The sequence below is a fragment of the Pseudomonas sp. B40(2017) genome (assembly GCF_002112855.1).
GTDB lineage: Bacteria > Pseudomonadota > Gammaproteobacteria > Pseudomonadales > Pseudomonadaceae > Aquipseudomonas > Aquipseudomonas pharyngis.
In genome coordinates this window covers 223,376-246,042 of record NZ_NEIT01000001.1, presented here as the reverse complement: position 1 = coordinate 246,042, position 22,667 = coordinate 223,376, and the positions used below count along the sequence as shown (strand labels likewise).

The 22,667-nt window shown below is 57.7% G+C and carries 17 protein-coding genes; 16 read left to right on the top strand and 1 reads right to left on the bottom strand.

Features of this window, described 5'->3' with window-relative positions:
- Nucleotides 1-125 precede the first annotated feature (125 nt).
- The 13 genes from CAF76_RS01095 (at nucleotide 126) to CAF76_RS01035 (ending at nucleotide 17,610) form a co-directional block, all read left to right on the top strand.
- Entirely contained in the window at nucleotides 126-488 is a 363-nt protein-coding gene (locus CAF76_RS01095; RefSeq protein WP_085646515.1) for a response regulator, read from the top strand.
- Between the two features lie 434 nt (nucleotides 489-922).
- Nucleotides 923-4,816, top strand: coding sequence for a hypothetical protein (locus tag CAF76_RS01090; RefSeq protein ID WP_143491791.1), 3,894 nt, complete (start codon nucleotides 923-925; stop codon nucleotides 4,814-4,816).
- Nucleotides 4,817-4,893: 77 nt separating this feature from the next.
- On the top strand, nucleotides 4,894-6,183 hold the full coding sequence (locus tag CAF76_RS01085; protein ID WP_085646513.1) for a glycosyltransferase: 1,290 nt from the start codon (nucleotides 4,894-4,896) through the stop codon (nucleotides 6,181-6,183).
- Nucleotides 6,184-6,339: 156 nt separating this feature from the next.
- Nucleotides 6,340-7,230: a phospholipase gene (locus CAF76_RS01080; protein ID WP_371857874.1), complete on the top strand. Its 891-nt coding sequence runs from the start codon at nucleotides 6,340-6,342 to the stop codon at nucleotides 7,228-7,230.
- Nucleotides 7,231-7,283: 53 nt separating this feature from the next.
- Nucleotides 7,284-8,189 carry an AraC family transcriptional regulator gene (locus CAF76_RS01075; protein ID WP_039768255.1) on the top strand — a complete coding sequence of 302 codons (906 nt, stop codon included), beginning with the start codon at nucleotides 7,284-7,286 and terminating at the stop codon, nucleotides 8,187-8,189.
- A 226-nt stretch (nucleotides 8,190-8,415) separates the two neighbouring features.
- Nucleotides 8,416-9,726, top strand: a complete 1,311-nt coding sequence (locus CAF76_RS01070) for a sugar ABC transporter substrate-binding protein (RefSeq protein ID WP_085610234.1) — start codon at nucleotides 8,416-8,418, stop codon at nucleotides 9,724-9,726.
- A 169-nt stretch (nucleotides 9,727-9,895) separates the two neighbouring features.
- The gene (locus CAF76_RS01065; protein WP_039768250.1) at nucleotides 9,896-10,822 is read left to right on the top strand and encodes a carbohydrate ABC transporter permease; all 927 of its coding nucleotides are present in this window, start codon (nucleotides 9,896-9,898) and stop codon (nucleotides 10,820-10,822) included.
- An 8-nt stretch (nucleotides 10,823-10,830) separates the two neighbouring features.
- Entirely contained in the window at nucleotides 10,831-11,661 is an 831-nt protein-coding gene (locus CAF76_RS01060; protein WP_007957423.1) for a carbohydrate ABC transporter permease, read from the top strand.
- A gap of 23 nt (nucleotides 11,662-11,684) precedes the next feature.
- On the top strand, nucleotides 11,685-12,788 hold the full coding sequence (locus tag CAF76_RS01055; protein WP_085610232.1) for an ABC transporter ATP-binding protein: 1,104 nt from the start codon (nucleotides 11,685-11,687) through the stop codon (nucleotides 12,786-12,788).
- A 16-nt stretch (nucleotides 12,789-12,804) separates the two neighbouring features.
- Nucleotides 12,805-14,277 (top strand): mannitol dehydrogenase family protein, encoded by a 1,473-nt coding sequence (locus CAF76_RS01050; protein ID WP_085646511.1) that lies wholly within the window; start codon nucleotides 12,805-12,807, stop codon nucleotides 14,275-14,277.
- 219 nt (nucleotides 14,278-14,496) lie between these two features.
- A complete protein-coding gene (gene xylB / locus CAF76_RS01045) occupies nucleotides 14,497-15,993 on the top strand; it encodes a xylulokinase (RefSeq protein ID WP_085646510.1) in 1,497 nt (498 codons plus the stop codon).
- 13 nt (nucleotides 15,994-16,006) lie between these two features.
- The gene (locus CAF76_RS01040) at nucleotides 16,007-16,945 is read left to right on the top strand and encodes a carbohydrate kinase (RefSeq protein ID WP_085646509.1); all 939 of its coding nucleotides are present in this window, start codon (nucleotides 16,007-16,009) and stop codon (nucleotides 16,943-16,945) included.
- A gap of 44 nt (nucleotides 16,946-16,989) precedes the next feature.
- The gene (locus CAF76_RS01035; protein ID WP_085610228.1) at nucleotides 16,990-17,610 is read left to right on the top strand and encodes a hypothetical protein; all 621 of its coding nucleotides are present in this window, start codon (nucleotides 16,990-16,992) and stop codon (nucleotides 17,608-17,610) included.
- 144 nt (nucleotides 17,611-17,754) lie between these two features.
- Here the strand turns inward: CAF76_RS01035 and CAF76_RS01030 are convergent, their stop codons facing one another.
- Nucleotides 17,755-19,056, bottom strand: coding sequence for an OprD family porin (locus CAF76_RS01030; RefSeq protein ID WP_085646508.1), 1,302 nt, complete (start codon nucleotides 19,054-19,056; stop codon nucleotides 17,755-17,757).
- 265 nt (nucleotides 19,057-19,321) lie between these two features.
- Between CAF76_RS01030 and tssI the strand changes: the two genes are divergently transcribed.
- Genes tssI through CAF76_RS01015 form a run of 3 tightly spaced genes read left to right on the top strand, consistent with a single transcriptional unit; the run spans nucleotide 19,322 to nucleotide 22,639 of the window.
- Nucleotides 19,322-21,517, top strand: a complete 2,196-nt coding sequence (gene tssI, locus CAF76_RS01025) for a type VI secretion system tip protein VgrG (RefSeq protein ID WP_085646507.1) — start codon at nucleotides 19,322-19,324, stop codon at nucleotides 21,515-21,517.
- Between the two features lies 1 nt (nucleotide 21,518).
- Nucleotides 21,519-22,094 carry a lytic transglycosylase domain-containing protein gene (locus CAF76_RS01020; RefSeq protein WP_064596421.1) on the top strand — a complete coding sequence of 192 codons (576 nt, stop codon included), beginning with the start codon at nucleotides 21,519-21,521 and terminating at the stop codon, nucleotides 22,092-22,094.
- Nucleotides 22,091-22,639, top strand: a complete 549-nt coding sequence (locus CAF76_RS01015) for a hypothetical protein (protein ID WP_085646506.1) — start codon at nucleotides 22,091-22,093, stop codon at nucleotides 22,637-22,639. Before CAF76_RS01020 ends, CAF76_RS01015 begins: the two co-directional genes overlap by 4 nt.
- Nucleotides 22,640-22,667: the final 28 nt, after the last annotated feature.

Here is a 22,667-nt window from a genome sequence, read left to right as displayed (position 1 = left end):
CCGTTTGCGCCTATCCTTTTTTTGTATGCAGTCGGGAACTTGTGGCTATGCGCCACTTACTCATGCAAGAGCCCGGCATTTTTGATCGACCGGCGCCCCGTCCCCCATTCTTGAGAGCCGCCACTATGTCCACCCCCGCGCCCACCATCCTTGTAGTCGAAGACGACGCCATCGTGCGCATGCTGATCATCGATGTGCTGGAGGAACTGGACTTCAAGGTCCTGGAAGCAGATGGCGGCGAACAGGCACTGGAAATCCTCAAGGATGACAAGCACATCGACCTGATGATGACCGATGTCGGCTTGCCGGGTATGGATGGGCGTGAGTTGGCCACCGAAGCCCGCAAGCTGCGCCCGACCCTGCCAATCCTGTTTGCCAGCGGTTACGCCGAAACTATCGATGTACCGGCGGGTATGCATGTAATCAGCAAACCCTTCTCGATTGATCAACTGCGCGACAAAGTCAAAGCCGTTATTGCTCAACCCTGAAGTCGGACCGATTATTTGCGCAACATTCAATGGGCAGACATTCGATCTGCCCTGACCCACTTTGAAACCAGCCACAACTGCACCTGCGTCGAAGAACTCAGTTATTCTCAGGCCGCCGGCAGTTGTGGTTTTTTTTGCATTTTCACCTTTGATACGACCAAGCCAGAGCTCTGAAAAAACCACTCGACGCGCTGGTTATATTGAAATGCTCGTCACTTCCGGACACTTGCTTCATAGCCACACTGTTATCGGTCGCGCAAGTTTCAGCGCAACAATTTAAAACTTAGCGAACAACCCCGAAATCAAATTCAACTACCAAGTCAGCGCGGAGCACTATTACTCTGCGGCGACTCATGGCGCATGCACCATCAATAAAGCCCCCGCACGACCAGTGAGGAAGTCATATCTTTAAAACAATAAGGATTTTTTTACTTATGCAACCTGCTCCGACCTTGATACCGGACATCAATTCGATAAGTTTATTTACGTTTACCCAACAACCAGAACTCGACAAAAAGGAAAAAGCCACGGTTATTGTGGCTCTTAAAGACTTGAAAAGTAATCGCCCTGTCAAGGTATCCGGTACTTTTCACCCTGCCACTTTTCCACGAACGGCTGGCTCCACTTTTGACACCGCCGAGGAATTCGTTCGCGTTGCATTGTCGAAGTTGATCGCAAGCGATGCCTTTTCCAGTTTGAAAACCAAGTATTACTTACCCTCCGACGCTCTTGTCAGTGTCGATGAACACGCTGTTCTCTGGGTACTGAAGGACGGAATCTGGATTGACCTGACTCACGACGGCGAATCATCTGCTCTGCAAGATGAACTGCAAATGCTCGCCGAATGCACGCTACAGACAGGCGGCTGTGTTTTTTCGGGGCCGGTCATCGGTGTTGAACAATGGCTGCGCTATCACCAGTTCGATATACCAGTCACCGATGATGAGACGCAAAGCCTGATCGATTTCCTGGAGTTCGAAATGCCTTCCGCCCCTGCGACCGGGGACTATCACGAATTGTTGATGGAACCCCCGGAGTCTGCCTTTCATCTGTCGACTGCAGACCGGCAAACCATCCGCGACGTGATTGACGAAACAACCCACGGACAGACAAGCCTGCTGCAGTACATCGCCCTGAAGAACTTCAGTGCATTCCCCGACGCCGTCAGACGTGAGCGTGCTGGTGGCTATTTGAAAGATTTTCTGAAAAGGGCGAAAGTCAGGACACTGGGCGAAACGTTGCACAAACGTTTGGAATGGCACCTGGATACCGACCATCCTGACGTCGCCACGCGCCAGCTCGATTACCTGGTGGTCACTGCCTTGATTCTGGATCTGGTATCGGATGTCGACAGACACAGCAAAGCCGTTGCCGGTCTCGCGCTGTACCAGCCTGCCAATGCCTCGCGCACCGCATCCGACATTGTGCTGGAGGTGGAACAACACCTCGTCGCCAACACGTTACTGGAACCGCACAATGCTTCGTTGGCAGCGCATCTGCTGCTGTCGGGGGTGGCTCCCGAATTTCTCGTGCAAGGCGTGCCTGATGAACTGACCATCGACAAACCGGGATGGGTAGTGCTCACCCAGGCTGTAGCGCTGATCGAAGCGGCTGCACCGGGTACATCCCGGTTGATGAAGTACAGCGACATCATGGCATTCTCCGATCTGGCGCCTGTCAGCAAGGCGCAGCGCCTTCTTCACGAGGTGACGGCCATTCGACCGATCATCCACTGGGCCATGCTCAACGAACTGATTCCTTATATTGCCGATACGGACTACGACGTCGCGACTTTCAATACCGCTGCCTCTTACTTCACCCAATACGCCGAAGCGTTGAACCAAATGGAATCCGGTCTATCGGTCACTCCACCCAATAGACGCAAGTTGGCGCTGGAGGCCTTGAAGCGCGTCATGCCGGGAGGAGACTATCTCGAACAGCGTGTTTACAAGATCAGATACGTTGCATCTTTAAAAGAGCGAAACTTTCTGAATCTGGTGCTCACGCAGATCCCGTTAAATATTCCCAATATTGTGGAGTCACTGGCTCATGAAACTGGAGTGGACAGTCTTGTTTTCTCTAGAGTATTGAACCTTCGCGCTTCGATTCTCGATCTATACATGTCTGACGATCTCGAAGTTGGCGGGCAATTCAATAATAGCTTTGTGGCCACTACCAATCTCAAACTTCCGAAGGGGGCTTTTTCAAGATTGAGCAAACTTGAGTCCGTGGATGAATTGTTCGATGCGGCATTTGATCAGTACTATCCGACGCTACAGAACGGCCTCGCCTCTGTCATAAAAATGGCAATCACCCAGTTGCCCGAGGAAGACAGAAAGTTCCTGATCAATGGTTCCACCACTCTCTATACCGTGCGCAATGAAGTGAATCCGCTGAATGCATTTCAGGAGACTCAGCGCCAGCGCAATGCCGCCAAGGGACGCTACGGGATTATTCTGGGCAGTCGCAGCGATGGTGAATTCCGTTGTTATGAGTTGTTCCCACTTAAAGGGCTGTGCCGCGCACGACCGGATCTGGCTACCTTGATTCAATCGCGCGGGGTGATCGACGACACCCCGGAATTATCTTACGTCGGTGCTGAGACGGACTTTCAGGACAAACGGTTCGAGCAGCCATGGCCGCTCGACTTTGCAGCCTATCTTGACGGCAGCGAGCCCAGGTCAGACGTCAGTTCCAGAGTCGTGGTGGAAAAGCTCTGGCACTTCACTTGCCAATCGAATGATGCGCGTCCCGTGCCTTTATTCTTCTCCGTTGCACTCGATGCCTTGGCAGAAAGCGTTTTGAGCTGTCATCCAATGGCCACCCGCGAGGAACTGTACACGCTGCTGAACACCCGGACCGAGCTGCAACAGTTGCGTGACTACAACAATGCATTGGATACATCCCTCGTTAATGTTCTCGTGCCTTTCAAGAAGTGCATCGAAGACATCAACTCCGGCGATGCCGAGCGCGTCACCGAGGGCGTCGGTGGCTGTGTCCTGGATGGCCTGGCGCTACTGGGATTGATTATCGGCTTCGGCGCCTCGGTGGCCGGCATCGTTGCCAGAACGGCCTCGATGACCAGCAAGGTGCTGAAGATTGCCAAGGCCAGCGCCCATTTTGCCTTGTCACTGGTCAATCCATTGGACGGTTTGCCCACGCTGGTGTTGAAGGGTGCCCGTCTGACCAGACGCGGCGTCCTGTTGCTGACCGGTCACGCCATTGAAGCGGTGGAAACGGCCACCGGTCAATTGCGCCGACTGGCAGGTAGCGCGCAATCCTATGACTTGATCAAGGCCGCGCAAAAATCCGATCTGCTGCAAGGCACCTGGAAAGCCGTCGGTGACCTGGGTGAGTCGAAGAGCCTGATCGCCCTTGAGAGAAACAGCGACTGGCGTGCACTGAACCTTAGAACAGGTGGCCCATGGGGGCCTGCCCTGAAAAATTTCAAAGTGGCGGCAACCTCCCCTTTGCGCAAGCTATTCAACCTGATCAATCCGTTCAGCTATACCCGCACTTATGTGAGTAAAGCCATTCCACTTGCCAGAACCAAGCTCGACAACGCTATCGCGCTGCTGTCGAAGGCTCCCGACGATGACGTTCGATCGATTCTGAAGTATGTCTTCGGCAGTGATTCCGATGAGGCCCTGAATTACTTGCTCGCGAATCTGAAAGTCATGCGCAAGGATCTGGACTCGGTCACCCTGGCCAATATGTCCTTCAAGCGCGGTTCGGAAGCGGCAGCGGCATTACGTACCAATGCCTATAAACGATGGAAAACCAGTGTGCTGGCCGGCGGCACCGTCCAGGACAGCACCGAGCACTTTCTGGTGATTTACAAGGATGGCCTGGACGATCTCTACAGAATCTCCCGCTACGACGAAGCACGGATTGCCGATGCGCTGATCCATGAAATGTCCCACGGTGCGCCGCAGACCCTGGATTTCTACTATGGTTATCCAATAACTTCGGGCTCCGGAGCCGCCCCCATCGATGCGGCGGGCCTGATCGACTTTGCGAAGGACGCCAAAAGCGCCCATCCCGATAATCTCGTCAATCCGCACTTCAGCTCAGCTCAGCCACCTTCATTTACCGAGTTCCAGGCAAGTATCAACAGTCAGCCCGATATCGTTCGCCAGCATCCGGCGCTTCGCAATGCCGACTCCTATTCGTTGGCGGTGTCCCTGCTGGATCAGAGTCGAAGCAACCCCCGCGAGCTGATGTTCAATCTGGCCTATATAAAGGGCTCACTGGAGGCAGCCGATAAAACGAAATACAAGTTCATTCAGGGAACACTGCCGATTCAACTCGCCAGACCCAAGCCCTAAGAACGACAAACCGGGCACTGCCCGGTTTGTGCTTTAATGCGCGCCCTGTTTTTTTCATGTTTCAAGGAATCGCCCTCATGTCCCAGCCCGAAACCAACATCCTGGTCATAGGCTATGTCTGGCCGGAACCTCGCTCTTCGGCGGCAAGCGGACACGTGATGCAGATTCTCGAGACGTTTCTTGAACAGGGCTGGCAGATTACCTTCGCCAGTCCAGCAGGCCCCGGTGAACACCGTGCCGATCTGACTTCAATGGGCATCCGCGAAGTCCCTATCGAACTGAACAACAGCAGTTTCGATGTGTTTATCAGCGAACTTGCACCGGACATTGTCTTGTTCGACCAGTTCATGATGGAAGAACAGTTCGGTTGGCGCGTTGAAAAGCACTGCCCGAACGCCCTGCGCGTGCTGGAAACCTCAGACTTGCAAAGCCTGCGGCATGCGCGGCATCATCGCCTCAAGGAGCGCCTGAAAGCCGACGCCGATCAGAACGACTTCCGCCAGTTGTATGTCCCGGCGTTGCGTGAAGAGTTTGAATTGATGGCGTGTTCTGATCTGGCGAAACGGGAGATCGCATCCCTGTACCGCTGTGATTTGAATCTGATGATTTCCGAAGTCGAGATCGAGCTGCTGGTGTCTCAGTTCGGGCTGCCGCGACAATTGCTGCACTGGTGCCCGTTGATGGTCGAGATTCCAGACGCGGTCTTCCGTCCGTTTGATGAGCGCGCGCATTTCCTCAGCATCGGCAACTTCCGTCACGCTCCCAACTGGGACGCGGTGCTGTGGATGAAGACCACGGTCTGGCCGCTGATTCGCGCTCGATTGCCAGAAGCCCAATTGCATGTCTACGGTGCTTACACACCGCCCAAAGCCACGGCACTGCACAACGCAGCCCAAGGTTTCCATGTCATGAACTGGGCGGAAGATGCGTTACAGGTGATGTCTCAGGCCCGCGTGTGTCTGGCGCCGCTACGCTTTGGTGCCGGCATCAAAGGCAAACTGGTTGACGCCATGCTGTGTGGCACGCCCAGCGTCACGACACCGATTGGCGCCGAGGGGATGCACGGCGAACAGGCCTGGCCTGGGACCATCGATGCAACCGCCGAAAGTCTCGCCAATGCGGCGGTGGCGCTTTACCAGGACGAATCTTTGTGGAAACAGGCCCAAGTCCAGGGACGCACTCTACTCAGTGATCGATATTCAAAACGGGTACATGGTCCAGCGCTGATCGAAAGACTGCTGAGCTGCCAGAAAAATCTGCAACTTTCAAGAAACACCAACTTCATCGGAAGTATGCTTCGCCATCATGCACACAAAAGCACGCAGTATATGTCGCAATGGATAGAGGCCAAAAAAAAGATCAAATAAATCCAATGTTGAAAACTTTAAACACATCAACCAATAACTTGCATCAGACCAAAATTAGACAACCAACCAATTAGCCATTATAAAAATCCCTGCAAATGCCGAACAAACAATTTCACACTTCGGCATCACCATAAAACTTCAATGCAGGACTCAACCGTGAACAATATTGACAACAACTTTGAAACTCGTACCTGGATGGCAGCCACACCTGCCATCAATATGCTTTCGATCAGCGAACTGACACTCCCGGGCACTCATAATGCGGGCAGTGACTGGCTTGCCTCCTATCCGTTTTACGTGCCACGGTATTACGTGGCATGTCAGCATGCCTCCTTTTACTCTCAGCTTCTCAATGGTGCCCGGGCACTCGACCTGCGTTTGATCTACGATGCAAAAGCCGAGGGTGCCCGACAGTTTCAAGCGCATCACGGTGGAGTTCGAAGTTCCCGCACTCTTCATGATCTGATCATTGATATAGAATCGTTTTTACAGTTGTGTCCCGATGAATTCATCGTTCTGGACTTTCACGAACTCGACGGCAATAACTTCGATTACGAGCAATTCAATAAAACAATGATTCAATTGCTGGGGCATCGTCTCATCCCCAGCAAGAACCTTCCCCTCAGTCTCCATCAACTTAAACAAGCCAGCTCTCAACAACGCGTATTTGCAGCCGCCAAATCACACTGGCAGCTGGATTACCATGTATTTAACAATTACATCAGCCATAAATGGTCGGGCATTGACAGAACCGACCCCGATGAGTTGAAACAATTCATCGAACGTGTCATGCAGGTACCACCAGGCAGCTGGGCACCATGGTCGTTGTCTGCAACCAGTTACACGGCGCGGAGGGGGCCGGCCAGAATCTCACAAGAACTCAATGCCTGGTTTGATCCGGCAAAAAGTGACTGGGCGATGAAGTGCAACATCATCAACGTCGACTTTATTAAAGACAGCCGGATCGTTTCCTATTGCCGAACGGTAAACCTGGAAAAGGCTCGCCGAAAGGTTGTCCGCACCACCGAACAGAGCATGGTGGCGTAACAGGCGTGGAAAAAGGCATGATCGGTCGGCTATAACAAGAAAAGTGCCCTGCCATGACCCGCACAGCCCGCGTAACCGACCCCTCCTACGAACTGATGGATGACCATAACGGGTTGTCCATCATCTATCGTCAGCACGGCTTCCCCTGCCCGCTGGTGCGCTGGCATTTCCACAAGGAATACGAGCTGCACCTGATCGTCGCCAGTTCGGGCAAGGTCTTCATCGGCGATTACATCGGCAACTTCTACCCGCAGACCCTGTTTCTCACCGGCCCCAATCTGCCGCACAACTGGATCAGCCAGGTGGCCGAAGACGAAGTGGTCGAGAAACGCGACATGCTGGTCAACTTCACCGATGAGTTGTTCGAAAGCGGTCATCAGGTGTTCGCCGAACTCAAGACCCTGGCGCCGCTGCTCGAGCGTGCGCAGTACGGCATCGAATTCCGTTCCCCGCACACCATTCGCCAAGCCATGACCCTGATGCAACGTATCGCCGATTCAAACGGCATCACCCGCCTCGGGCACTTTTTCATCCTGATGGAGTTGTTGGCGGCCTGCGACGACTACCAGCTGCTGTCCGGCGCGACCACCCCGCAACTGGCCGACGAGCACAACATCGACCGCACCAACCGCGCAGTGGATTACATCTTCGCCCACTACGCCCGCGAGTTGCCGCTGGAGGAAGTCGCCGAGCACCTGGGCATGAAGCCGACCTATTTCAGCCGGGTGTTCAAGCAGGCCACCGGGCGCAACTTCATCGAATTCGTCAATCGCCTGCGCATCAGCAAATCCTGCGAACTGCTGGCGGACGGCGACAAACCGGTGACCGAGGTGTGTTTCGAGTCGGGTTTCAACAATATTTCCAATTTCAATCGGCGCTTTCAGCAGCTCAAAGGCATGACGCCTTCGCATTATCGGCGACTGGTGGTACAGCGCCTGACCGAGCAAAACCACGGCTGACGCCGGAAAACCTGTACGGATTAATGCAGGCCGTCCTTCTGAAACGCCCTTCCCTGCGTTTGCCGCACCAATCCCGAGTGCAAAAAAGTATCGATTCAAGTGCTAGGGATGATTTGTCAGCCCTGCGTCAGAAGGCTGTAATCAGTGCACATTCTTCCCCCCCTGGAAGAACACAAAAACAATAACTGTCCTTCTGCCCCCGCCGGGTGCAGAAAAGGAGTGCACGATGCAACCCACTGCAAAAGCTCTGCTGGCCCTCACCTGCATGACCCTCAGCAGCGTCAGCCTTGGCGCCCAGACCCTGACCATCGCCACCGTCAATAACAGCGACATGATCCGCATGCAAAAGCTCTCGAAAACCTTCGAGACCGAGCATCCGGACATCAAGCTCAATTGGGTGGTGCTGGAAGAAAACGTCCTGCGTCAGCGCCTGACCACAGACATCGCCACTCAGGGCGGGCAGTTCGACGTATTGACCATCGGCATGTACGAAGCCGCACTCTGGGGTGCAAAAGGCTGGCTTGAACCGATGAAGGATCTGCCGGCCAGCTACGCCCTCGACGATGTGTTCCCGTCGGTGCGCGAAGGCCTGTCAGTCAAAGGTTCGCTGTACGCCCTGCCGTTCTACGCCGAAAGCTCGATCACCTACTACCGCACCGACCTGTTCAAGGACGCCGGCCTGACCATGCCCGAGCGTCCGACCTGGGAACAGATCGCTGGCTTCGCCGAAAAACTCACCCACAAGGACAAGGAACAGTACGGCATCTGCCTGCGCGGCAAGGCCGGCTGGGGTGAAAACATCGCGTTGATCACCACCATCGCCAACGCCTACGGCGCACGCTGGTTCGATGAGCAGTGGAAACCCGAATTCAGCGGTCCGGAGTGGAAAAACGCGCTGAACTTCTACGTCGACACCATGAAGAAGTCCGGCCCACCGGGCGCCTCCAGCAATGGTTTCAACGAAAACCTCGCCCTGTTCAACAGCGGCAAGTGCGCAATGTGGGTCGATGCCAGCGTCGCCGGTTCGTTCGTTACCGACAAGACTCAAAGCAAGGTCGCCGATCACGTCGGCTTTACCTACGCGCCGCATCAGGTCACTGACAAAGGCTCGGCGTGGCTGTACTCGTGGGCGCTGGCGATCCCTACCAGCTCCAAGGCCAAGGATGCCGCCAAGGAATTCAGCGCCTGGGCCACCTCAAAAGAGTACGGCGCACTGGTCGCCAAGACCGACGGCATCGCCAACGTCCCGCCGGGCACTCGCGCCTCGACCTACAGTGACGCTTACATGAGCGCCGCGCCGTTTGCCAAGGTCACGCTGGAATCGCTGAAAGCGGCTGATCCGAGCAAACCGACCCTCAAGCCTGTGCCGTACATCGGCATCCAGCTGGTGACCATTCCTGAATTCCAGGGTGTAGGCACCCAGGTCGGCAAGCTGTTCTCGGCGGCGCTGATCGGCCAGACCACGGTCGACCAGGCACTGACCGCTGCCCAGCAAACCACCGAACGCGAGATGAAGCGCGCGGGTTATCCGAAGTAATCCTGCGAAAGCCTCTCCTGCCTTCTGTGGGAGCGGGCTTGCTCGCGAAAGCGGTGTATCAGTGAAACATTTGTTGTCTGACACCACGCCTTCGCGAGCAAGTCGAATCGTCGCACCGTCGCTCCCACATGGGATCTCCATAGGTCTGTATGACTCGGTTGTAAACGCCATGAATACTTCAACTGCCAAAGCCCACATCGACCTGTCGCAGCCCCGGCGCAAAAGCCGCGTGGCCAATCCCGGCTGGTTTCTGGTCAGCCCTTCGGTGGCCCTGTTGCTGCTGTGGATGATCGTGCCGCTGGGCATGACCGTCTATTTCTCGATGATCCGCTACAACCTGCTCGATCCGGGCACCAACGAATTCGTCGGGCTGGAAAACTTCACCTACTTCCTGACCGACTCCGGCTTCATGCCTGGCGCCACCAACACGTTGCTGCTGGTGGGCAGCGTGCTGCTGATCAGCGTGGTGTTCGGCGTGTTGATCAGTGCGCTGCTGGAGGCCAGCGAGTTCTTCGGTCGCGGCATCGTGCGGGTGATGCTGATTTCGCCGTTCTTCATCATGCCCACGGTCGGTGCGCTGATCTGGAAGAACCTGATTTTCCATCCGGTGTCCGGGATCCTCGCCTACATCTGGAAATTGTTCGGCGCGCAGCCGGTGGACTGGCTGGCCCACTACCCGCTGTTGTCGATCATCATCATTGTGTCGTGGCAATGGCTGCCCTTCGCGATCCTGATCCTGATGACCGCCATGCAGTCCCTCGACCAGGAACAGAAAGAAGCCGCCCGCCTCGACGGCGCCGGCCCGATCGCGATTTTCTGGCACCTGACTTTGCCGCATCTGGCACGGCCGATTGCGGTAGTCGTGATGATTGAAACCATCTTTCTGCTGTCAGTGTTCGCCGAAATCTTCACCACCACCAACGGCGGCCCCGGCTACGCCTCGACCAACCTCGCCTACCTGATCTACAACCAGGCGCTGGTGCAGTTCGACGTCGGCATGGCCTCGGCCGGCGGCCTGATCGCCGTGGTCATCGCCAACATCGCCGCGATCATTCTGGTGCGGATGATCGGCAAAAACCTGACTGACAAAGCCTGAGGCCTGCCATGACTCTTCAACAATCCCGCCGGCTGCAAAGCCTGCTGCTCGGCACGCTGGCCTGGGCCATCGCGATCATCATTTTCTTCCCGATCTTCTGGATGGTGCTGACCAGTTTCAAGACCGAAATCGACGCTTTCGCCACGCCGCCGCAGTTCATCTTCACGCCGACGCTGGAGAACTACCTGCACATCAACGAGCGCAGCGACTACTTCAGTTTCGCCTGGAACTCGGTGGTGATTTCCTTCAGCGCCACCGCCCTGTGCCTGCTGATCGCGGTGCCGGCGGCCTACTCGATGGCGTTCTACGAAACCCAGCGCACCAAGGGCACGCTGCTGTGGATGCTCTCCACCAAGATGCTGCCGCCGGTGGGCGTGCTGATGCCGATCTACCTGCTGGCCAAGAGTTTCGGCCTGCTCGACACGCGCATCGCGCTGATCGTGATCTACACGCTGATCAACCTGCCGATCGTGGTCTGGATGGTTTACACCTACTTCAAGGACATCCCCAAAGACATCCTCGAAGCCGCCCGCCTCGATGGCGCCACCCTGGCTCAGGAAATGCTCCGCGTGCTGCTGCCGATCGCCAAGGGCGGCCTCGCGTCGACCGTGCTGCTGTCGCTGATCCTGTGCTGGAACGAAGCCTTCTGGTCGTTGAACCTGACTTCGTCCAAAGCCGCGCCGCTGACCGCGTTGATCGCTTCCTACTCAAGCCCCGAAGGCTTGTTCTGGGCCAAGTTGTCGGCCGTCTCGACGCTGGCCTGCGCGCCGATCCTGATCTTCGGTTGGATCAGCCAGAAACAACTGGTGCGCGGCCTGTCGTTCGGTGCCGTGAAATAAGAATTCGCATGAGGAGCGCCACCATGGCCAACCTGAAAATCAAGAATCTGCAAAAAGGCTTCGAAGGTTTTTCCATCATCAAGGGCATCGACCTTGAGGTGAACGACAAGGAATTCGTGGTGTTCGTCGGCCCGTCGGGCTGCGGCAAATCCACCCTGCTGCGCCTGATCGCCGGCCTTGAAGAAGTCAGTGGCGGCACCATCGAACTGGATGGGCGCGACATCACCGAAGTCAGCCCGGCCAAGCGCGATCTGGCGATGGTGTTTCAGACCTACGCGCTGTACCCGCACATGACCGTGAAAAAGAACATGTCGTTCGCCCTCGACCTGGCCGGCGTACCGAAAGCCGAAGTCGAGAAGAAAGTCGGCGAAGCGGCGCGCATTCTGGAACTGGGCCCGATGCTGGAACGCAAGCCGAAACAACTGTCCGGCGGCCAGCGTCAGCGCGTGGCCATCGGCCGGGCGATCGTGCGCAACCCGAAAATCTTCCTGTTCGACGAGCCGCTGTCCAACCTCGACGCCGCCCTGCGGGTGCAGATGCGCCTGGAACTGTTGCGCCTGCACAAGGACCTCAAAGCCACGATGATCTACGTGACCCACGATCAGGTCGAAGCCATGACCATGGCCGACAAGGTCGTGGTGCTCAATGGCGGCAAGATAGAGCAGGTCGGCTCGCCGCTGGAGCTGTATCACAACCCCGCCAACCTGTTCGTCGCCGGTTTTCTCGGCACGCCGAAAATGGGCTTTCTCAAAGGGCAGATCGCGCGCATCGACGGCGCGAGTTGCGAAGTCTCGCTGGATGCCGGCACCCGCATCACCCTGCCCTTCAACGCGGCGAACCTGAGTGTCGGCAGCGCCGTGACCCTGGGCATTCGCCCGGAACATCTGGAGCTGGCACAAGCGGGCGACTGCACCCTGCAAGTCATCGCCGACGTCAGCGAGCGGCTGGGCAGCGACACCTTCTGCCACGTCAAGACCAACGCCGGCGAAGCCCTGACCATGCGTGTGCGCGGTGATCTGGCGAGCCGTTACGGCGAACAACTGAACCTGCACCTGGACGCTTCCCACTGCCATCTGTTCGATGCTGACGGCGTGGCGCTGACCCGCCCGTTGCGCGCGGCCGCCTGATTTCGAGACTGACCCGATGAAACTGAACAAGCAAAACCTCAACCGCCTGGCCGCCGAAGTGAAGCTTCCGGCCTACAGCCTCAGCGACACCCGCCAGGGCATCGCCCATATCGGCGTCGGCGGCTTCCACCGCGCGCATCAGGCGTATTACACCGACGCGCTGATGAACACCGGCGAAGCGCTGGACTGGGCGATCTGCGGCGTCGGCCTGCGCGCCGAAGACCGCCGCGCCCGCGACGATCTCAAGGAGCAGGACTACCTGTTCACCCTGTTCGAACTGGGCGACAGCGACGACACCGAAGTTCGCGTCATCGGCGCGATCCGCGACATGCTGCTGGCCGAGGACGGCGCCCAAGTGCTGATCGACAAACTCGCCGAACCGCAGATCCGCATCGTCTCGCTGACCATCACCGAGGGCGGTTACTGCATCGACGACAGCAACGGCGAATTCATGGCGCACCTGCCGCAGATTCAGCACGATCTGACGAACCCGCAACAGCCGAAAACCGTATTCGGTTTCCTCTGTGCGGCGTTGGCCAAGCGGCGTGCGGCGGGCACTCCGGCGTTCACGGTGATGTCGTGCGATAACCTGCCGCACAACGGCGCGGTGACCCGCAAGGCGCTGCTGGCGTTCGCCGCGCTGCTCGATCCGGACCTGCGTGGCTGGATCGACGCCAACGTCAGTTTCCCCAACGCCATGGTCGACCGCATCACGCCGATGACCAGCACCGCGCATCGCCTGCAACTGGCGGACAAACACGCCGTCGACGACGCCTGGCCGGTGGTCTGCGAACCCTTCGTGCAATGGGTGCTGGAGGACAAGTTCGTCAACGGCCGCCCGGCGTGGGAAAAGGTCGGCGTGCAGTTCACCGATGATGTTTCCCCCTACGAAGAGATGAAGATCAAACTGCTCAACGGTAGCCATCTGGCGCTGACTTACCTGGGCTTTTTGAAGGGCTACCGCTTCGTTCACGAAACCATGAACGACCCGTTGTTCGTGCGCTACATGCGCGCCTACATGGACCTGGACGTGACCCCGCAACTGGCGCCGGTGCCGGGCATCGACCTGACCGAGTACAAGGACACGCTGGTGGCGCGGTTTTCCAATCAGGCGATTGCCGATCAGTTGGAGCGGGTTTGCTCCGATGGCTCTTCGAAGTTTCCCAAGTTCACCATTCCGACGATCAATCGGATGATTGCCGATGGGCGCGAGACCAAACGCGCGGCTTTGGTGGTGGCGGCTTGGGCACTTTACTTGAAGGGCGTGGACGAGAATGGCGACACTTACTCGATTCCGGATCCTCGGGCGGCGTTCTGTCAGGGGTTGGTGGCGGAGGATGCTTTGATCACTGAGCGGTTGTTGGGGGTTGAAGAAATCTTCGGTACGGCGATACCGCGTTCGAAGGAGTTTGTGGCAGCGTTTGAGTGGTGCCTGAACAGCTTGCGAGAAGAAGGCGTCACTCGGACTCTCGAGCGTATTCTGGCCTGAAAAGCCCCTCACCCCAGCCCTCTCCCAAAGGGAGAGGGAGCCGACCGAGGTGTTTATCCGAGGTACATCGACCTGAAAGTCCGGAGCCGAACTCAGGAATTGAAACCTACACAAATCTGCTCCCTTTCCCCCTCTCCCCTTTGGGGCGGTCCGACGTTTCGGGAGGGTTGGGGAGAGGGGTGGCTTTAGAAGTCGCCAAAAAACCAACAGGTTCACACCATGCACAAACAACAACTATTCCTCGGCATCGACTGCGGCACCCAAGGCACCAAAGCAATCATCCTCGACGCTGTCAGCGGTCAGGTTCTCGGCCAGGGCGCCGCCGCGCATACGATGATCAGTGGCGCCAACGGCCGCCGCGAGCAAGACACCGCGCAATGGCTGGAAGCCTTCGCCCTCGCCACCCGCCGCGCTTTATTGGCGGCGAATGTCGACGGTCAGTCAATCCAGGGCATCGGCGTTTCCGGCCAGCAACACGGCCTGGTGTTGCTCGACGATCAAGGCCAGGTCCTGCGCCCGGCCAAGCTCTGGTGCGACACCGAAACCACGCCTGAAAACGATCGCCTGCTGACTCATCTGGGCGGTGAACAAGGTTCGCTGGAACGCCTCGGCGTGGTCATCGCGCCGGGTTACACCGTCTCCAAATTGTTGTGGGCCAAGGAGCAACATCCGGATGTGTTCTCCCACATCGCACGGATCCTGCTGCCCCATGACTACCTGAATTTCTGGCTCACCGGCCGTGCGTGCAGCGAATACGGCGATGCATCCGGCACCGGCTATTTCAATGTGCGCACCCGCCAATGGGATTTGCAGCTGCTGCGCGACATCGACGCCAGCGGTCGTCTGCAAGCCGCGCTGCCGGAACTGATCGACGCCCATCAAGCGGTCGGCACGATCCTTCCCGCCATTGCCGAACAGCTGGGCATCAACCCCAACGCGATGGTGTCCAGCGGTGGCGGCGATAACATGATGGGCGCCATCGGCACCGGCAATATTCAGCCGGGCGCGATCACCATGAGCCTCGGTTCTTCCGGCACGGTGTACGCCTACGCCGAAGCACCGAAGGTCAGCCCGGATGCGTCGGTCGCGACCTTCTGTTCCTCGAGCGGCGGCTGGCTGCCGTTGATCTGCACCATGAACCTGACCAACGCCACCGGCGCGATCCGCGAACTGTTCAACCTCGATCTCGACGCGTTCAATGCCTTGGTGGCCCAGGCCCCGATCGGTGCCGAGGGCGTGAGCATGTTGCCGTTCCTCAACGGCGAACGCGTGCCGCCCCTGCCCCACGCCACCGGCAGCCTGCACGGCCTGACCATCGATAACCTAACCCAGGCCAATCTGTGCCGCGCCGCCGTCGAAGGCACCACCTTCGGCCTGCGTTATGGACTGGATCTGTTGCGCCAGAATGGTTTACAAAGCCGCAGCATTTGCCTGATCGGCGGCGGCTCGAAAAGTGCGGTGTGGCGGCAGATCGTCGCCGACATCATGAACACCCCGGTGATCTGCACCGAGCAGAGCGAAGCCGCAGCCCTCGGCGCGGCGATTCAGGCGGCGTGGTGCAAATCGTGGTCGAACGGCCACGAGGACACTCTGGCCGATCTGTGCCAGCGCTGCGTGAAGCTCGACCTGAACAGTGAAACCCTGCCGGTTGCCGCGAATGTCGCGGCTTTCCAGCAGGCCTATGAACGCTATCGACTGCATGTCGCAACCTTATAAAGAGCAAACAACTATGTACCTGGTGTGTGGCGAAGCACTGTTCGATTTCTTCAGCGAAGACGATGCCGGTGGGCAGGCATCGAAAGTCAATTTCAAGGCGATTGCCGGTGGCTCGCCGTTCAACGTGGCGGTGGGTTTGCGCCGTCTGGGCGTGGATTCGGCGCTGTTCGGCGGGCTGTCCACCGACTACCTCGGCCGACGCCTGCATCAAGTGCTGCGGGATGAAGGCGTGCGCCCGGATTACCTGGTGGATTTCGCCGCGCCAACCACGCTGGCGATGGTCGCGGTGGGCGCCAATGGCTCGCCGCATTACAGCTTCCGTGGCGAGGGTTGCGCCGACCGCCAGTTGAGCCTGGCGCACCTGCCGACGCTGGGCCCTGAAGTGCGCGGTTTGCACTTCGGTTCCTTCTCGCTGGTGGTGCAGCCGATTGCCGATACCTTGCTTGCGCTGGTGCAGCGTGAAAGCGGCAAACGCCTGATCAGCCTCGACCCGAACGTGCGCCTCAACCCCGAGCCGAACATCGACCTGTGGCGCGAGCGGATCGCCACGCTGGTGCCGTTGGTGGACCTGATCAAAGTCAGCGACGAGGATTTGAACCTGCTGTACCCCGAGCAGGATCCACAGCGGGTCATCGAAGGTTGGCTGCAGCATCGCTGCCAAGTGGTGTTTCTGACCCGTGGCGGTGAAGGCGCGACCGTGTTCAGCCGTGCCCACGGTTCATGGTCGGTGCCGGCAAGCTCAGTGAAGATTGCCGACACCGTCGGCGCCGGCGATACCTTCCAGGCCGCTTTGATCACCTGGCTGACCGAACATGAACTGGACTCGGTGGAAGGTGTTCAGCACCTTAACCGCGAGCAGATCGACGGCATGCTCAGGTTTGCCGTACAGGCCGCCGCCCTTACATGCAGTAAAACAGGTCCGGATTTGCCTTATCGCCACCAGTTGACCTGACCGCGTAGACTGGCGCCCTTTTTTGCACGACGGGATGACGGCTTTTGAATTCGCGGCGCACGGTTGGACTGTTGGTATTGGCGGCACTGTTGACCGGTTGCGGAACATCGCCACCGCGTTCGCCGGAAAACCTCTGCGAGATTTTCCGCGAAAAAAGTGATTGGTACGACGCGGCGCAAGTCACGCAAAAGCGCTGGGGCGTGCCGATCCAGGTGCCGTTCGCGATCATGTATCAGGAGTCCGGCTACCGCTACGACGCCAAGACGCCGCGCAAATACCTGTTGTGGGTGATCCCGTGGGGCCGGGTTTCGACGGCCTCCGGCTATGCACAGGCCAAGGATGAAGTCTGGTCCGACTACCAGAAAAGCACCGGTCGCTACGGCGCCGATCGTGAAGACTTCGATGACGCCATCGACTTCGTCGGCTGGTACATGGACAAAACCACCTCGATCAACGGCGTGTACAAGTACGACGCCTACAATCAGTACCTCAACTACCACGAAGGCTGGGGCGGTTTTCGCCAGAAGACCTATGCCAGCAAGGCGTGGCTGATGCCGGTGGCGCGCAAGGTGCAGAACCGCTCGGACATGTACGGCCAGCAATACGCGGCGTGCAAGGATGATTTGAATCGCGGATTCTGGAGCCGGTTCTGGCATTGGCTCTAGCGGAGCCCGTAATGACGCCTTCGCGAGCAGGCTCGCTCCCACATTGAGATCTGCGTCGGACGCATATCCTGAGTCCGCTGAAGATCCCCCGTGGGAGCGAGCCTGCTCGCGAAAGCAATTGAACAGGCTCTACAGTTCTAACGGTTACAACACCGAAAAGTTGTAACTCACGATCAACCGGGTCTCATCCACATCCCGAGCGAACTTCTCGTAGTTGGTGCGATAAGTCGCATTACGCAACCGCAGGCTGACATCCTTGAACGTCCCGCTCTGAATCACGTATTTCAACTCGCTGTCGCGTTCCCACTCTTTGCCTTCCTGATCGCTGCCCGGCACCTTGATGTGATCGCCATTCACATAACGGGTCAGGAAACTCAGGCCGTTGATGCCGATCGCCTTGAAGTCATAGTCATAACGCAGCTGCCAGGAGCGTTCCTGAGCGGCGGCGAAGTCGTTGACCTGCACGTAGTTCACCAGATACGGGTTGCTGCCATCCAGATACGGCATCGAGTTGTCACCGTTCATACGCTGCCAGCCAGCGCTGAAGGTGTGACCGCTGATGCCGTAAGACAGCATGCCGCTCAACGCGCGGTTGTCGATTGAGCCCGCTTTCGCATCGCCGCTGTCGGCGCTTTTCAGCAAACGCAGATCGGCTTTCAACACGCCGTCACCCAGCGGCTGATTGGCCAACAGACCCACGAAGTGCTGGCGATAGATATCTTCAAGCTCGGCGTAGTGATACTGCGCGGTCAGGCGATCGTTGATCTTGTAGTCGAAGCCGTACATGTCGAAATGATCGGCGGTGGTGTTGCAGGCATAGCGCTTGTTCTTGCAATGCACGCGGATGTCTTGCGAATCGGTCGAATCCCGGGCGGTGTACTTGTCCAGCCGCGCGGCCATGAAGGTCAGGTCCTTCACCTCTTTGGAGGTCAGCATCGCACCGTTGAACATGGTCGGCAGCAGGCGACCGTCGTTGTATTTGAGCAGTGGCAGATCCGGCAGCAACGCGCCGTATTTCAGCACCGTATCCGAGACTTTGACCTTGGCGGTCAGGCCCATTTTTGCGTACTGACCTTTTGAACCGCGCGGGTTGTCACCGCTGGACGGCAACAGGCCGCTGTTGCTGCGGTCTGGACTGGAATCGAGCTGGAAACCCGCCATGCCCAGCGCATCGATACCAAAACCGACGGTGCCTTCGGTGTAGCCCGATTGCAGATTGAGAATAAAGCCCTGCGCCGACTCTTCGCGCTTGGACGCGCCCTGATCACTGGAGGTGTGCCCGTCACGGAAATCGCGGTTGAAGTACACCGTGCGCGATTCGATCTTCGCCGTGGTGTCTTCGAAAAAACCGCTGGCCTGGACCTGCGCGGTAAAACCGGCGCACAGCACAAAGGCTCCGAAGCCAAGCGACTGGCGCGGGGTGATGAGGGGAAATGGGGGACGCATTGAAAACTCCAACAGAACAACGATTGCGCAAAGGCGCAAACAACCAGAAATAGCTCCCGTCCCGGACCAGTGAAGAACCGGGACGCAGTGAACACGCGGGGGTGAACGGCAATGATGGCAGATGGCTTTGACGTGCTACAGGCGACTTTAGTCTGAAACTGACTGGTTGTTCCGCTGACATCCGTGCGCAGGATTTTCCGATTGTGCGAAATGCGTGAACCCCGCTACATTTGTTTCTTGCTTATTCAAGGATGGAATTCAAAGCATGCTGGACGCCAATGCTACTCACATCAGGTTTGCCATTGATGGCGCTTCCCCCGACCTGCAAGTCCTCAGCTTCACCGGTCGCGAAGCCCTCAACGAACCGTTCCGTTTCGACCTCGAACTGGTCAGCGCCCGTCCCGACCTCAACCTTGAAGAACTCCTGCACAAGCCTGGCTGCCTGACCTTCGGCGCCACTGGCGAGGGCAAGATTCACGGTCTGGTGTATCGCATCGAGCAAGGCGATTCCGGCAAGACCCTGACCCGTTACAGCCTCAGCCTGGTGCCGCAACTGGCCTACCTGCGGCACAACCATGACCAGCAGATCTTCCAGCAACTGACGGTGCCGAAAATCATCGCCCGCGTTCTGGAAGATCGCGGCATCCTGGCCAACGCCTACAGCTTCCAGCTTGGCGCCGAATACCCGGAACGCGACTACTGCGTGCAGTACGACGAATCCGACCTGCATTTCATCCAGCGCCTGTGCGAAGAGGAAGGCATTCACTTTCACTTCCAGCACAGCAGCAGCGGCCACAAACTGGTGTTCGGCGACGACCAGACCGTGTTCCGCAAACTGAAACCGGTGAACTACCAGCAAGACTCCGGCATGACCGCCGACAAACCGGTGATCAAGCGCTTCAACCTGCGCCTGGAAACCCGCACCAGCCGCGTCAGCCGCCGCGATTACGATTTCGAAAAACCGAAGATCCTGCCCGAAAGCGCGGTCAAGTCCGCGTTCATGCCGGACCTTGAAGACTACGACTACCCCGGCCGTTTCACCACGCGCGAGCGTGGCAAGTTCCTCTCGACCCGCGCGCTGGAACGCCATCGCAGCGACTACAAACTCGCCGAAGGCAAAGGGGACGAACCGACCCTGACCAGCGGCCACTTCATGACCCTGGCCGAACACCCGCGCGCCGAGTGGAACGATTTGTGGCTGCTGCTGGAAGTCTTCCACGAAGGCAAACAGCCGCAAGTGCTGGGCGAAAACGTCACCAGCGACGTCACCGACAACAAGAGCGATTTCCACCAAGGCTACCGCAACAGCTTCGTGGCCACCCCGTGGGACGCCCACTACCGCCCTGCCCTCGAACACCCGAAACCGAAAGTCCTCGGCAGCCAGACCGCCATCGTCACCGGCCCCGCCGGCGAAGAAATCCACTGCGACCAGTACGGCCGCGTGAAGGTGCAATTCCACTGGGACCGCGACGGCCAGGCCGACGACAAGACCACCTGCTGGCTGCGCGTCGCCAGCGGCTGGGCCGGCGCAGCGTACGGCGGCATCGCCATCCCACGCATCGGCATGGAAGTGCTGGTGACCTTCCTCGAAGGCGACCCCGACCAACCATTGGTGACCGGCTGCCTGTACCACAAGGAAAACGTCGTTCCGTACGATCTGCCGGCGAACAAGACCCGCAGCACCTTCAAGACCCTGAGCTCACCGGGCGGTAAGGGCTATAACGAATTTCGCATCGAAGACAAGAAAGGCGCGGAACAGATCTACATCCACGCCCAGCGCGACTGGGACGAGAACATTGAGCACGACCAGAAGATTCGCGTCGGCAACGAACGGCATGACACCGTCGAAGCCAATGTTTTAAGTGAATTCAAGGTCGAGGAACACCGCATCACCCACCTGGATCGCAAGAGCGAAATGCGCGCCAACGATCACCTGACCGTGGGCGTGACACAGCATGTGAAGGTCGGCACCGGGCAGTTCGTGGAGGCGGGCACGGAGATTCACTACCACGCCGGCGACAAGGTCGTGATCGAGGGCGGCATGGAACTGACGGCCAAGGCTGGCGGCAGTTTCGTCAAGGTCGACGCGGGTGGTGTGACCATCAGTGGTGCCGAGGTGAAGGCCAATACCGGCGGTGCGCCGGGTGTGGGTTCCGGAGTTGCGATTCTGGCGCCATTGATTCCTTTACCGGCCACCAGCGATAAAAGCGGAAACCTGCTCGCCCGCAAGGAAGTATTGGAAGCCATCGAATACGACATGGATTTCATCATCACGGATCAGAACAGCGGTCTGCCCTTGCGCAACTTTCCCTATGTGATCAAAACCACTTCGGGTCAGAACCTCGTCGGGCGAACGGATGAGCATGGCAAGACGCGCAAGATCAGCAGCCTCGAAGCCGAGACCGCGACAATCGAAGTCTACGATGACGTACCTCCCCTCAATCCACATTGGGATGCCTGACGTGGCAAAGAACCAACCGCTGGCCACCAGCAAAGCCGTGCTGACGCCCACGACCGTGCAAAAGTCTGCTGCGCTGCCGGTGGACGACAGTGCACGCCTGAAAGAGATCCGGGCACTGGTCGCCAAGAACAATCAATCGTCGATCGATGACGACACCATCATTTGCCAGATTTACATGGAGTCTCGTTTTGATGCCAAAGCCGAATCAAGCGAAAGCACGGCGCGGGGACTGATGCAGTTATTGAAGGGGGCTGTTCGGGAGTTGTACAGAATAGAAGATCTGAGCAAGCCCAGAGCAGAGCGTTCGCCGGAAACAAAACTGTATCTTGAGGCCGACAAATTCCATGACAGCCCCGGTTTTCTGGATGAAGCCACCAACATTCGTGCTGGCACGCGATATCTGGAATTGCTGATTCAACGCCAGAAAAAAAACGGCGCAGCCGATCCGATTGCTGAAGCGTACAAAAAGTATCGCGGCAGGACTGACGGCCGGTACTACACCAAAATCAAGGCCTGTGCAGACAAGCTGCGTGCAGCGCCCAATTCAATGCAGGTATTGAGAGATATGGCCAAGTGAAGGGTCTTCTTACAGGCTTGATTATCGGACTGGTGAGTCTGCAGGTGTCGGCTGCCGAGCTCAAATTTTCCACCGTAACCCGCTGCGATCTCTCCAGTGCTGAAAGTGCGGTTTCGCTACTCAGTGGCCATCCCATTCTCGACTCGCATGTTTACAAGATCCGCCAGTCACAGAAAACGAACTATCTGTACGAAGACTCGGACGCTTCCAGAGGCAGCAACGTTCATTGGCAATGCGTCAATCTGACAAAAGATGTGAACGCACTCGTGATTTCGGGAGAGTTCACCTCGAACTACCTGCAAGGTGCGCTGTTTTACTTCGATGGAGACAGCGCGCAGGTAGAACGCCTGAACTTTGCCGAGAGAAATCGGCCCGGCTGGATCCTGCTGACTCAGCAAGGACCTCAGGTCATTTTCGAGAACAAGGGGAACGAAAGCTCTCACAAGTTCTTGAGCTACGGTAGAAATGACGCTTTTCTGGAAATCGACGAGCTTCCGGTGCCCGACCCTGCCAAGGGAGAAACGCTGACAGAACTTGAGCCCTGATGCTTCGGTACAAGTCGGGCTGTCTGGA

Coding starts and splice junctions, on each gene's coding strand:
- CAF76_RS01095 (WP_085646515.1), top strand. CDS start 126: ATGTCCACCCCCGCGCCCACCATCCTTGTAGTCGAAGACGACGCCATC.
- CAF76_RS01090 (WP_143491791.1), top strand. CDS start 923: ATGCAACCTGCTCCGACCTTGATACCGGACATCAATTCGATAAGTTTA.
- CAF76_RS01085 (WP_085646513.1), top strand. CDS start 4,894: ATGTCCCAGCCCGAAACCAACATCCTGGTCATAGGCTATGTCTGGCCG.
- CAF76_RS01075 (WP_039768255.1), top strand. CDS start 7,284: ATGACCCGCACAGCCCGCGTAACCGACCCCTCCTACGAACTGATGGAT.
- CAF76_RS01070 (WP_085610234.1), top strand. CDS start 8,416: ATGCAACCCACTGCAAAAGCTCTGCTGGCCCTCACCTGCATGACCCTC.
- CAF76_RS01065 (WP_039768250.1), top strand. CDS start 9,896: ATGAATACTTCAACTGCCAAAGCCCACATCGACCTGTCGCAGCCCCGG.
- CAF76_RS01060 (WP_007957423.1), top strand. CDS start 10,831: ATGACTCTTCAACAATCCCGCCGGCTGCAAAGCCTGCTGCTCGGCACG.
- CAF76_RS01055 (WP_085610232.1), top strand. CDS start 11,685: ATGGCCAACCTGAAAATCAAGAATCTGCAAAAAGGCTTCGAAGGTTTT.
- CAF76_RS01050 (WP_085646511.1), top strand. CDS start 12,805: ATGAAACTGAACAAGCAAAACCTCAACCGCCTGGCCGCCGAAGTGAAG.
- xylB (WP_085646510.1), top strand. CDS start 14,497: ATGCACAAACAACAACTATTCCTCGGCATCGACTGCGGCACCCAAGGC.
- CAF76_RS01040 (WP_085646509.1), top strand. CDS start 16,007: ATGTACCTGGTGTGTGGCGAAGCACTGTTCGATTTCTTCAGCGAAGAC.
- CAF76_RS01030 (WP_085646508.1), bottom strand. CDS start 19,056: ATGCGTCCCCCATTTCCCCTCATCACCCCGCGCCAGTCGCTTGGCTTC.
- tssI (WP_085646507.1), top strand. CDS start 19,322: ATGCTGGACGCCAATGCTACTCACATCAGGTTTGCCATTGATGGCGCT.